This window comes from Pseudomonas sp. NDM (assembly GCF_003105095.1).
GTDB lineage: Bacteria > Pseudomonadota > Gammaproteobacteria > Pseudomonadales > Pseudomonadaceae > Aquipseudomonas > Aquipseudomonas moraviensis_A.
The window spans coordinates 101825-113466 of sequence record NZ_QETJ01000004.1 but is presented as its reverse complement, the minus strand read 5'-3'; the positions used below and the strand labels follow the sequence as shown (position 1 = coordinate 113466).

General features: G+C 62.3%; 10 protein-coding genes. 7 read left to right on the top strand and 3 right to left on the bottom strand.

Features of this window, described 5'->3' with window-relative positions; all coding sequences use genetic code 11:
* Positions 1–101: 101 nt before the first annotated feature.
* From DCO47_RS02075 to DCO47_RS02045, 7 genes are all read left to right on the top strand, one after another.
* Complete coding sequence (locus DCO47_RS02075) at positions 102–1118, top strand: AraC family transcriptional regulator (protein ID WP_116657344.1); 1017 nt, start codon at positions 102–104, stop codon at positions 1116–1118.
* Positions 1119–1402: 284 nt separating this feature from the next.
* Positions 1403–3067 carry an AMP-binding protein gene (locus DCO47_RS02070; protein ID WP_116657343.1) on the top strand — a complete coding sequence of 555 codons (1665 nt, stop codon included), beginning with the start codon at positions 1403–1405 and terminating at the stop codon, positions 3065–3067.
* An 18-nt stretch (positions 3068–3085) separates the two neighbouring features.
* A complete protein-coding gene (locus tag DCO47_RS02065) occupies positions 3086–3847 on the top strand; it encodes an SDR family NAD(P)-dependent oxidoreductase (RefSeq protein WP_116657342.1) in 762 nt (253 codons plus the stop codon).
* 13 nt (positions 3848–3860) lie between these two features.
* The gene (locus DCO47_RS02060; protein WP_064362297.1) at positions 3861–5054 is read left to right on the top strand and encodes an acetyl-CoA C-acyltransferase; all 1194 of its coding nucleotides are present in this window, start codon (positions 3861–3863) and stop codon (positions 5052–5054) included.
* Between the two features lie 142 nt (positions 5055–5196).
* Positions 5197–6324, top strand: coding sequence for an acyl-CoA dehydrogenase (locus DCO47_RS02055; RefSeq protein ID WP_116657341.1), 1128 nt, complete (start codon positions 5197–5199; stop codon positions 6322–6324).
* A gap of 15 nt (positions 6325–6339) precedes the next feature.
* Complete coding sequence (locus tag DCO47_RS02050) at positions 6340–7113, top strand: enoyl-CoA hydratase (protein WP_116657340.1); 774 nt, start codon at positions 6340–6342, stop codon at positions 7111–7113.
* Positions 7114–7264: 151 nt separating this feature from the next.
* Positions 7265–8140, top strand: coding sequence for an NAD(P)-dependent oxidoreductase (locus tag DCO47_RS02045; protein ID WP_116657339.1), 876 nt, complete (start codon positions 7265–7267; stop codon positions 8138–8140).
* A 367-nt stretch (positions 8141–8507) separates the two neighbouring features.
* On the opposite strand, the gene DCO47_RS02040 is transcribed toward DCO47_RS02045, so the two are convergent.
* The 3 genes from DCO47_RS02040 to DCO47_RS02030 all read right to left on the bottom strand — a co-directional run bounded on the left by DCO47_RS02040 (position 8508) and on the right by DCO47_RS02030 (position 11597).
* Positions 8508–9659, bottom strand: coding sequence for an acyl-CoA dehydrogenase family protein (locus DCO47_RS02040; protein ID WP_041480377.1), 1152 nt, complete (start codon positions 9657–9659; stop codon positions 8508–8510).
* A 3-nt stretch (positions 9660–9662) separates the two neighbouring features.
* Complete coding sequence (locus DCO47_RS02035) at positions 9663–10769, bottom strand: enoyl-CoA hydratase/isomerase family protein (protein ID WP_042609945.1); 1107 nt, start codon at positions 10767–10769, stop codon at positions 9663–9665.
* Positions 10770–10910: 141 nt separating this feature from the next.
* Positions 10911–11597: an HPP family protein gene (locus DCO47_RS02030; RefSeq protein WP_083352777.1), complete on the bottom strand. Its 687-nt coding sequence runs from the start codon at positions 11595–11597 to the stop codon at positions 10911–10913.
* Positions 11598–11642 lie beyond the last annotated feature (45 nt).

Sequence of the window (11642 nt, the reverse complement as noted above, 5' to 3'; positions counted from 1 at the left end):
CTATCGCGAGCAGGCTCACTCCTACAAGGGATTTGTATTGGGTCAGAGAGGCTGGGTTAAGATGCCCATCACCCAAAAAACAACAAGGCTTACCTCGCTCCATGGCGGACAAAGACACCATTGCCATTCCACTGGTGCGCGAAGCACTGCTGCAGAGTTGTGCTCCGGGCGCGGCCACGGATGAGGCGTTGAGCAAGGTCGGCATTGCTCCGGCTCTGTTGGCATCCGACGCGGGCAGGGTGCCGGCCTCGCAATACGCCAAACTCTGGCGCCTGTTGGCCCGGCGCGGTGATGACGAGTTCTTCGGCATGGACCCGCGCAAGCTCAAGTCCGGCAGCCTGGCATTCCTGTGTCGCAGCGCCATGGCGCAACCGACGCTGGCGGCAGCGCTGGACACCGGCCTGAATTTCCTTTCGCTGATGCTCGAACGCCTGCCGGCGCAACTGGTGCATCAGCAGAGCCTCGCCGAAATCGTCCTGCTCGAAGACGATGCCGACCCACGTCGTGCGTTCACCTATTTCACTTACTGGATGATCGTGCACGGCGTAGCGTGCTGGCTGGCCGGGCGGCGGATTCCGATTCTGGCGATCGAACTGCGCTGCGCCGAACCGGATTTCACCGACGACTACCGGGTGATGTTTTCGGAGAACCTGCGTTTCGAACGTCCACGCACGCGAATGATTTTTTCCGCCGACTGCCTCGACCTGCCGGTCAAGCGCAGCGCCGAAGAGCTGAAGCGCTTTCTCGCCCAGGCGCCGGCGAACATTCTGGTCAAGTACCGCGACCCGGACAGCCTGGCGAGCCGGATCAAGCAGGATCTGCGGCAACTGCCCGCCGAGCAGTGGCCGGAAACCGAGGCCTTGGCCCAGCAACTGTGCATGTCCGCCTCGACGTTGCGCCGGCGTCTGGCCGAGGAAGGGCAGACCTATCAGGGGCTCAAGGACAGTGTGCGCAAGGAACTGGCAATCACCTGGCTGGCAGAGCCTTCGATCAGTTTTGTCGAGATCGCCACCCGACTGGGCTTTGCTGATGCCAGCTCGTTCTACAAGGCGTTTCGCAAGTGGTCCGGGTCGAACCCGGGGCATTACCGCACGCTGATCCTGAATGAGGTCGTCTGACCCGACGCCTTCGCGAGCAGGCTCGCTCCCACACTTTGAAATGCGTTCCCCCGTAGGAGCTGCCGAAGGCTGCGATCTTTTGATCTTGATGGTGAAAATCAAGATCAACAGATCGCAGCCTCGTTGCACTCGTCAGCTCCTACAGGGGATGCGGCGCCAATCCCTTGGCCAAACCAGTCAGCTACTTTGATAATTTTGACCATTGCCCCAGGCCCCGCACGGCGCGACTATCCCTGTGTTGTTTACGGTTCCCAGCCTAATAAAAACACCGAGGGATTCTGGCAATGCGCGATTACTTGTCTGCCACCGAACAGTTCGATTATCAGCACACCGTCGACGCGTCGCTCAGCGGCTCGCTGGCGGCGCTCAACGCCTGCGTCGAATGCTGCGACCGCCACACCTTGCCCGGTCGCATTGCCTTGTTCTGGGAAGGTCGCGACGGTTCAAGTGCGACTTACACCTTCACTGACCTGCAAGACAAAGCCGCGCGTTTTGCCAATTTCCTCCTCGCCCAAGGCGTGCAAAAGGGCGATAGAGTCGCCGGACTGCTGCCGCGCAACGTCGAATTACTGATCACCGTGCTCGCCACCTGGCGCATCGGCGCGGTGTATCAGCCGCTATTCACCGCGTTCGGTCCCAAAGCCCTTGAACATCGCTTGAACAGCTCCGGGGCGACGGTTGTGGTGACCGATGCGGTCAACCGGCCAAAGCTCAATGAGGTCGGCGAGTGCCCGACCATCGTCACGGTTGGCGGCGTGAAAGGTCAGGGCATTGTCCGTGGTGATTTCAGTTTCTGGGCCGAGCTGAGCAACTATTCCAATGTCTGCGCACCGGTGCTGCTGACCGGCGAAGACCCGTTCCTGCTGATGTTCACTTCAGGCACTACGGGGCCGGCGAAAGCGCTGTCGGTGCCGCTCAAAGCGATCGTCGCGTTCCAGAGCTACACCCGCGATGCGGTGGACCTGCGTCCTGAAGATGCGTTCTGGAACGTCGCTGATCCGGGCTGGGCCTATGGCATTTATTTCGGTGTGACCGGGCCGTTGGCGCTGGGTCACCCGATCACCTTCTACGATGGCCCGTTCACCCTCGAAAGCACCTGCCGGGTGATCAACAAATACGCCATCAGCAACCTCACCGGCTCGCCCACTGCCTATCGTCTGCTGATTGCCGGGGGAGAGGAGTTCGCCAGATCGATCAAGGGCAAGCTGCGCATCGTCAGCAGCGCCGGTGAACCGCTGAATCCGGAAGTGATCCGCTGGTTCGCCGACAACCTCGACGTGGTCATCCACGACCACTACGGCCAGACCGAACTGGGCATGGTGCTGTGCAACCATCACGGCCTCGAGCACCCCGTCCATGTTGGCGCTGCCGGTTTCGCTTCGCCCGGCCACCGCATCGTCGTGCTCGATGAGCAGTACAACGAGCTGGGCGTCGGCCAGCCCGGCATTCTCGCCATCGACCGGGCGAAATCGCCGATGTGCTGGTTCGGCGGCTACGAAGGCGCACCGACCAAGGCCTTCGTCGGCGACTACTACCTGAGCGGCGACACCGTCGAATGGAACCCCGACGGCAGCATCAGCTTCGTCGGCCGCAGCGATGACGTGATCACCACCTCGGGCTACCGCGTCGGCCCGTTCGATGTGGAAAGTGCGCTGATCGAACACCCGGCCGTGGTCGAAGCGGCGGTCGTCGGCAAGCCCGACCCGGAACGCACCGAACTGGTCAAAGCCTTCGTCGTGCTGAGTGCGCAGTACCGCGCCGCGCCGGAGTTGGCCGAAGAGCTGCGCCAACATGTGCGCAAGCGTCTGGCCGCGCATTCGTACCCGCGTGAAATCGAATTTGTCAGCGAATTGCCCAAGACCCCGAGTGGCAAATTGCAGCGCTTTATCTTGCGCAACCAGGAAATCGCCAAGGCTCAAGAGGCCGCGGCGCACAACGTTTCAGCTTGAATCCAAGGAAACACCGTCATGCAGATCGAGAACAAGGTTTTTATCGTCACCGGCGGCGCCTCCGGCCTTGGTGCCGCCAGCGCTGAGTTGCTGATCAGTGCCGGCGCAAAAGTCATGCTGGTCGACATGAACGCCGAAGCCGTCGCCGCTCAAGCCGAGCGCCTCGGTGCGCAGAGCGTCGTCGCCGACATCAGCAACGAAGCCGCCGCCGAAGCTGCTGTGCAGGCGACCATCGCCGCATTTGGCAGCCTCAACGGCCTGATCAACTGCGCCGGCATCGTTCGCGGCGAGAAGATCCTCGGCAAGAACGGCCCGCACGCCCTGAGCAGTTTTGCCCAAGTGATCAACGTCAACCTGATCGGCAGCTTCAACATGCTGCGTCTGGCCGCGGCGGCCATTGCCGAGAGCGAAGCCAATGCTGACGGCGAGCGGGGGGTGATCATCAACACTGCCTCGGTCGCAGCATTCGATGGCCAGATCGGTCAGGCTGCGTACTCGGCGTCGAAAGGTGCGATCGCCAGCCTGACCCTGCCCGCCGCCCGTGAACTGGCGCGCTTCGGCATTCGCGTGATGACCATCGCACCGGGTATCTTCGAAACGCCAATGATGGCCGGCATGACCCCGGAAGTGCGCGACTCATTGGCCGCGGGCGTGCCGTTTCCGCCGCGTCTGGGCAAGCCCGCCGAATACGCCGCGCTGGTACGCCACATCATTGAAAACAGCATGCTCAACGGTGAGGTGATCCGTCTCGACGGCGCCTTGCGTATGGCCGCCAAGTAAAGAGGAATCCGTCATGACTATGTCCAACGATCCGATTGTTATCGTCAGCGCCGTCCGCACACCGATGGGCGGCTTTCAGGGCGAACTGAAAAGCCTCACTGCACCGCAACTTGGCGCGGCGGCAATCAAGGCGGCGGTCGAACGCGCCGGTGTCGCCAGTGACGCGGTTGATGAAGTGCTGTTCGGCTGCGTACTGCCGGCGGGCCTCGGCCAAGCGCCGGCACGCCAGGCTGCGCTGGGCGCCGGGCTGGATAAATCGACGCGCTGCACCACGGTCAACAAGATGTGCGGCTCGGGCATGCAGACCACCATCATGGCCCACGACATGCTGCTCGCTGGCAGTGCCGATGTGGTGATTGCCGGTGGCATGGAAAGCATGTCCAACTCGCCGTACCTGCTCGATCGTGCCCGCGCCGGTTATCGCATGGGCCATGGCCGCGTGCTCGATTCGATGTTCCTCGACGGCCTCGAAGACGCCTACGACAAGGGCCGGCTGATGGGTACCTTCGCCGAGGATTGCGCCGAGACCAACGGCTTTAGCCGCGAAGCGCAGGACGCTTTCGCCATCGCCTCGACCACCCGCGCACAACAGGCGATCAAGGACGGCAGCTTCCAGGACGAAATCGTCCCGCTGACCGTCACCGTCGGCAAAGAACAGGTGGTGATCAGTAACGACGAGCAGCCGCCGAAAGCCAAACTCGACAAGGTCGGCTCGCTGAAACCGGCGTTCCGCGAAGGCGGCACGGTCACGGCGGCCAACTCCAGCTCAATCTCCGACGGCGCGGCGGCACTGGTGCTGATGCGCCAATCCCACGCGCAGCAACTGGGCCTCAAACCGCTGGCGGTGATTCACGGCCATTCGGCGTTTGCCGACACCCCGGGCCTGTTTCCCACCGCACCGATTGGCGCGATCAAGAAACTGGTGAAGAAAACCGGCTGGGCACTGGATCAGGTGGATCTGTTTGAAGTCAATGAAGCGTTCGCGGTGGTCGGCATGGCGGCGATGACGCATCTGGAGATTCCCCACGACAAGCTCAACGTGCATGGCGGCGCCTGTGCGCTGGGTCACCCGATCGGCGCCTCGGGCGCGCGGATTCTGGTGACGCTGCTGGCGGCACTGCGGCAGAAACAGCTCAAACGCGGGATTGCAGCCATCTGCATTGGCGGCGGCGAAGCCACGGCCATGGCTGTGGAGTGCGTTTACTGAAGGCATCTCCGATCAACTGTGGGAGCGAGCCTGCTCGCGAAAACGTCGTTTCAGCCGGCACATGCGTAACTGACACACCGCTTTCGCGAGCAGGCTCGCTCCCACAGAGTTCTATGTCGTACCCAGATTTGAAGGAATCATCATGATCCCCAACGAAGACCAACATCAGATCCGCGACATGGCCCGGCAGTTTGCCGAGGAGCGGCTCAAACCGTTCGCTGCCGAGTGGGATCGCGAGCACCGTTTCCCCAGGGAAGCCATCGCCGAGATGGCCGGCCTGGGCTTCTTCGGCATGCTCGTGCCGGAGCAGTGGGGCGGTTGTGACACCGGCTATCTGGCCTACGCCATGGCCCTGGAGGAAATCGCCGCCGGCGACGGTGCCTGCTCGACGATCATGAGCGTGCACAACTCGGTCGGCTGCGTGCCGATTCTCAAGTTCGGCAATGACGACCAGCGCGAGCGCTTCCTCAAACCGCTGGCCAGCGGCGCCATGCTCGGTGCCTTTGCATTGACCGAACCGCAGGCCGGTTCCGACGCCAGCAGCCTGAAGACCCGCGCGCGGCTGGAAGGCGATCACTACGTGTTGAATGGCTGCAAACAGTTCATCACCTCCGGGCAGAACGCCGGTGTCGTGATCGTGTTTGCCGTGACCGACCCGAGCGCCGGCAAACGCGGGATCAGCGCGTTTATCGTGCCGACCGACTCGCCTGGCTACAAGGTTGCGCGGGTCGAAGACAAGCTCGGCCAACACGCCTCCGACACCTGCCAGATCCTCTTCGAAGATGTGAAAGTGCCGGTCGCCAACCGCCTCGGCGAGGAGGGCGAGGGCTACAAAATCGCACTGGCGAATCTCGAAGGCGGCCGCGTCGGCATCGCCTCGCAAGCCGTCGGCATGGCCCGTGCCGCCTTCGAGGCCGCCCGTGATTACGCCCGCGAGCGTGACACCTTCGGCAAGCCAATCATCGAGCATCAGGCCGTGGCATTCCGCCTGGCGGACATGGCCACGCAAATTGCCGTCGCCCGGCAGATGGTGCATTACGCAGCGGCCTTGCGTGACAGCGGCCAGCCGGCGCTGGTCGAGGCGTCGATGGCCAAGCTGTTCGCCTCGGAAATGGCCGAGAAGGTCTGCTCAATGGCCTTGCAAACCCTCGGCGGTTACGGTTACCTCAACGACTTCCCGCTGGAACGCATCTACCGCGACGTGCGCGTCTGCCAGATCTACGAAGGCACCAGCGACATTCAGCGCATGGTTATTTCGCGCAATCTCTGACAAGGAATTTTCTTCATGACTTACGAAACGATTCTGCTGGAAACCCGCGACCGCGTCGGCCTGATCACCCTCAACCGGCCGCAGGCGCTGAACGCGCTGAACGCGCAACTGGTCAGTGAAGTGAACCACGCTCTGGATGCGCTGGAAGCCGACGCACACATTGGTTGCATCGTCCTCACCGGCTCGAAAAAAGCCTTTGCCGCCGGCGCCGACATCAAGGAAATGGCCGAGCTGACCTATCCGCAGATCTACATGGACGATCTGTTCAGCGACAGCGATCGCGTCGCCAACCGGCGCAAGCCAATCATCGCCGCGGTCAACGGTTTTGCCCTCGGCGGTGGCTGCGAACTGGCGCTGATGTGCGACTTCATTCTGGCTGGCGACAATGCCAGATTCGGCCAGCCGGAGATCAACCTCGGCGTGCTGCCAGGCATGGGCGGCACCCAGCGCCTGACCCGCGCGGTGGGCAAGGCCAAGGCCATGGAAATGTGCCTGAGCGGGCGCATGATCGACGCGGTGGAAGCCGAGCGCTGCGGCATCGTCGCGCGAATCGTGCCGAGTGATGAACTGCTTGATGAGGCGCTGAAAGTCGCAGCAGTGATCGCCGGCAAATCGCTGCCGATTGCGATGATGATCAAGGAGAGCGTGAACCGCGCGTTTGAGGTCAACCTTACGGAGGGCGTGCGTTTCGAGCGCCGGGTGTTCCATGCGGCGTTTGCGACGCAGGATCAGAAGGAAGGGATGGCGGCGTTTATTGCCAAGCGTGAGGCTGCATTCCAGGGCAAGTGATTGTGTCCCGCTGGCGCTTTCGCGAGCAGGCTCGCTCCCACAGGGAGCTCCACCGTCCAGTGTGGGAGCGAGCCTGCTCGCGAAGCTTTTAAAGGCCCACTCACTAGCGCTAGTCTGTTGACCTTCTTGCACATCAAGAGCGGAGGTCAACATGCGTATCGGATTTATCGGGCTGGGTTCCATGGGCAAGGGCATGGCTGCCAACCTGCTCAAGGCCGGCCATGAAGTGCGGGTGTGGAACCGCAGCCAGCCTGCCGTCGAACAACTGGTCAGCCAGGGCGCAACCTCCGCAGGCGATCCCGGCGAAGCCTTCGATGCTGAAGTGGTGATCAGCATGCTCGCTGACGACGCGGTGACGCGCTCGGTGCTGATCGACAGCGGCGCATTGGCCTCAAGCAAGCCGGGGCTGATTCACCTGAGCATGGCCACGCTGTCGGTCGAGTTCATCAAGGAGCTGGCAGCGCTGCATGACAGCGTCGGCGCCCAACTGATTGCCGCCCCGGTATTCGGACGCAACGATCTGGCCGAGGCCGGCAAGCTCAACATCGCCGTCGGCGGTCCGGCCACCGCGCTTGCTCGGGTTCAGCCACTGCTGGATGTGATGGGGCAGAAAACCTGGCCGATGGGTGAAGACCCGGTCAACGCCGCCATCCTCAAGATCGCCACCAACATGATGCTGATCAGCGCCATCGAAGCCACCGGCGAAGCAATGGCGTTGACCCAGAGTTATGGCGTGGGCAATAGCGATTTCGTCGAGTTCATTACCAACACGCTGTTCGCGGCACCGGCCTATAAGGTCTACGGGCCGAAAATTGCCGCGCGGGAGACGGAGGGGGCGGGTTTTACTCTGCGCCTGGGCTTGAAGGATGTTGGCCTGGCGCTGAAGGCCGGCGAGCCGAATCATGTGCCGTTGCCGGTGGCCAGCGTGTTGCGCGATAACTTGCTGGATGCGGTGGCGTTGGGCGAGGGGGAAAGTGATCTGGCGGCGTTGGGGGTGAGGGCGATCCGGCGTTCGGGGCAGGAATAATGTGTGAAACCTTCAAAAGCCCCTCACCCTAGCCCTCTCCCGGAGGGAGAGGGGACTGAACGGGCGATATTGGCGAATTACGCCGACCTGAAAGGTTGTCGCTGAATCCGTAACCGACTCGGTCTGCTCCCTCTCCCTGGGGAGAGGGGACTGACCGGGCGATATTGGCGAATTACGCCGACCTGAAAGGTTGACGCTGAATCCGTAACCGACTCGGTCTGCTCCCTCTCCCTGGAGAGAGGGGACTGACCGCGCTATATTGGCGAATTACGCCGACCTGAAAGGTTGTCGCTGAATCCGTAACCGACTCGGTCTGCTCCCTCTCCCTGGGGAGAGGGCTGGGGTGAGGGGAAGGGGGGCGACACCATCACAACTGGTAGTTCTTCAGATCCCGCGCAATCACCATCCGCTGTATCTCGCTCGACCCTTCATAAATCTGGGTAATGCGCGCATCGCGGTAATACTTCTCGACCGGATAATCCTCGAGATAGCCGTAACCGCCATGAATCTGAATCGCCGAAGAACACACTTTCTCAGCCATTTCCGAAGCAAACAGCTTGGCCTGTGATGCCTCGGACAAGCACGGTTTGCCCGCCGTGCGCAGCCGCGCTGCATGCAGGATCAGCAACCGCGCGGCATTGATCTGCATGTGCATGTCAGCGAGCAGATTGGCAATGCTCTGGTGCTCGATGATTGGCTTGTCGAATTGCACGCGATCCTTCGAATAGGCCAGCGCCGCTTCAAACGCCGCCCGGGCAATGCCCAATGCCTGTGCCGCGATGCCGATGCGTCCGCCTTCAAGGTTGGACAGGGCAATGGCCAGGCCTTTGCCACGCTCGCCGAGCAGGTTGGCCTCGGGGATGCTGCAGTTGTTCAGCGTCACCGCGCAGGTGTCGGAAGCGCGAATGCCCATTTTGTGTTCGGTGCGATCGACGATGAAACCCGGCGTATCGGTCGGCACCAGAAACGCCGAAAGGCCTTTTTTGCCGAGATCCGGATCAGTCACCGCAAACACGATCGCCAGTTTCGCCCGTTTGCCATTGCTGACAAATTGCTTGGCGCCATTGATCACCCATTGGCCGTCGCGCAGTTCGGCGCGGGTACGCAGGTTGTGCGCTTCGGAGCCGGCCTGGGGTTCGGTCAGGCAGAAGCAACCGATGGTTTGCCCGCTGGCCAGATCGGCCAGCCAGGTCTGCTTCTGTTCGTCACTGCCGTAGTTGAGCACCGGGCCGCAGCCGACCGAGTTGTGAATGCTCATGAACGCGCCGGTCGCGCCGTCACCGGCGGAGATTTCTTCGACGGCCAGCGCATAGGCGACGTAATCGACGTAAGTGCCGCCCCATTCCTCAGGCACGACCATGCCGAGCAAGCCCAGCTCGCCCATCTTCGCCACCAGGGCGTCGTCGATCCAGCCGGCCTTTTCCCAGGCCTGGGCATGGGGCGCGATCTCGCCGCGGGCAAAATCCCGGGCCATGTCGCGGATCATCACTTGTTCTTCAGTCAGTTCGAGATCGTGCATGGCTCAGCTCCCGCTCTCATCAAAACCATGGAAGAAACTCGCCACCTGCGCAGCGTCCAGCCCAGCGACGGTTGGCGGGTTCCAGCGCGGTGACTTGTCCTTGTCGATCAGCAGGGCGCGCACGCCCTCGATCAGGTCGCCCCGGGCGAACCACTGGCGGTCCAGGTGCAGTTCCAGAGCAAAGCAGTGCTCCAGGCTCAAGTGCCTGCCACGACGGAGCATTTCCAGGGTCACGGCCATGGCCAGCGGCGAGCGGGTTTCCAGCAGATCTGCCGTGGTCAGCGCCCATTCGTGGCTGTCGGCGACGGTGACGGCGCGCAATTGCTCGATCATGCTCGGCACGTCGGGCAGCGCAAAGAAGTGGTCGATGGCCGGGCGCAAGGCTTCGAGCGGCGCATCGGGCAAGGTTTGCACGGCGTGCCTGGCGAGCAGGTTCTGCAGCGACTTGAGCGGTGTGTCCTGCCATTCCATCTGGTCGAGCTTTTCATCGAGCAGGGCCAATTTGCTGCTGTCCAGATACCAGTCGGCGAGGCCGCAGTACAGCGCGTCGGCAGCGCGAATCTGCACGCCGCTGACGCCCAGATAAATCCCCAGCTCACCGGGAATGCGCGGCAGGAAATAACTGCCGCCGACATCAGGGAAATAACCGATGGCCACTTCCGGCATCGCCAGACGGCTCTTCTCGGTGACTACGCGCAGATCGGCGCCTTGCACCAGGCCCATGCCGCCGCCGAGGACAAAACCGTCCATCAAGGCCAGCACCGGTTTGCGGTAGTGATGAATCGTCAGGTCGAGGGCGTATTCCTCGACGAAGAAATCTTCGTGCAGCGTGTCGCCGCTCTTGTAACTGTCGTACAGCGAACGAATATCACCGCCGGCGCAGAAGGCCTTTTCACCGGCACCGCGCAATACCACGGCGTGCACTTCGGCGTCAGACGCCCAGGCATCGAGCTGCTGTTGCAGCAGACGCACCATGTCGAGGGTGATTGCATTGAGGCCCGCAGGGCGGTTGAGGGTCAGGTGGCCGATGTGGTTGCGCACCTCGGCCAGCACATCGTTTTGCATGGCATCCATGGACGGGGTCCGCCGGGATGAAGCCTGAGCTGTCATCAGTAACTCCCTGCTTTTATTGTCTTTATTCGAAAAGCCCGCGCGCGGGCGTTAGCGGATCGTAACAGTGCAAATTTGCCGTGTACAACGGGGATATCTGCAGGGGGAATCTGCGTTTTTACATGCCTCGAAATTGCGCGGTTATCTGAAGGTTTCGCTGATGCTGCGGCGTTTGGCGTGCAGTTCGCTGGCGTGGATCAGGCGTTCGAGGTCTTCGGGGGTGACGTCGATGAAAGCCTCCATGTCGGCCAGCGCCCGTTTCAGGTCTTCGGCGGTGATCGCCTGGCTGTCGATCGGGACCACTGGCGGGGCCGGATCGGCGGGGCGTTTCGGGTAGCGGATGCGGGTCAGGTTGTTGTAGGCCAAGGCGCTGGCGAGCATGCACAGGGCACCGAGCATCACCGGCTCCATGGCTTTCCAGTCCATGGCGATGGTCGCCGGATCGGCCAGCACCAGTGTCAATGCCAAGGCACCGGCCGGTGGATGCAGGCAACGCAGCCAGCACATCAGGATCACCGCCATGCCGGCGGCGAGGCAGGCGCTGCCCAGCGTTCGGCCGAGCACGTGGGCCACCAGTAAGGCGACCACGCCGGCACACAGGTAGCCGCCGAGAATCGACCACGGCTGGGCGAGGGCGCCGGAGGACACCGCGAACAGCAACACCGCCGAAGCGCCGAGCGGGCCGATCAGATGAAACGCGACGTCATGCCCGAACACCTGCGCGCACATCCACACGCTGACCAGCGTGCCCAGGCTCATGCCGATCGCGGCACGGCTCCATTCTGTGGGGCGGGTGTTGATGGCGGCGGGCAACCAGCGAGCAAGCATGTAGAACTGATCCTTTGCAAAAACCGGGACAAAAAAAAGGACTTG

What these genes read in the sequence shown, in the direction of transcription:
- DCO47_RS02075 (WP_116657344.1), top strand. Translation starts at nt 102, where the DNA reads ATGGCGGACAAAGACACCATTGCCATTCCACTGGTGCGCGAAGCACTG.
- DCO47_RS02070 (WP_116657343.1), top strand. Translation starts at nt 1,403, where the DNA reads ATGCGCGATTACTTGTCTGCCACCGAACAGTTCGATTATCAGCACACC.
- DCO47_RS02065 (WP_116657342.1), top strand. Translation starts at nt 3,086, where the DNA reads ATGCAGATCGAGAACAAGGTTTTTATCGTCACCGGCGGCGCCTCCGGC.
- DCO47_RS02060 (WP_064362297.1), top strand. Translation starts at nt 3,861, where the DNA reads ATGACTATGTCCAACGATCCGATTGTTATCGTCAGCGCCGTCCGCACA.
- DCO47_RS02055 (WP_116657341.1), top strand. Translation starts at nt 5,197, where the DNA reads ATGATCCCCAACGAAGACCAACATCAGATCCGCGACATGGCCCGGCAG.
- DCO47_RS02050 (WP_116657340.1), top strand. Translation starts at nt 6,340, where the DNA reads ATGACTTACGAAACGATTCTGCTGGAAACCCGCGACCGCGTCGGCCTG.
- DCO47_RS02045 (WP_116657339.1), top strand. Translation starts at nt 7,265, where the DNA reads ATGCGTATCGGATTTATCGGGCTGGGTTCCATGGGCAAGGGCATGGCT.
- DCO47_RS02040 (WP_041480377.1), bottom strand. Translation starts at nt 9,659, where the DNA reads ATGCACGATCTCGAACTGACTGAAGAACAAGTGATGATCCGCGACATG.
- DCO47_RS02035 (WP_042609945.1), bottom strand. Translation starts at nt 10,769, where the DNA reads ATGACAGCTCAGGCTTCATCCCGGCGGACCCCGTCCATGGATGCCATG.
- DCO47_RS02030 (WP_083352777.1), bottom strand. Translation starts at nt 11,597, where the DNA reads ATGCTTGCTCGCTGGTTGCCCGCCGCCATCAACACCCGCCCCACAGAA.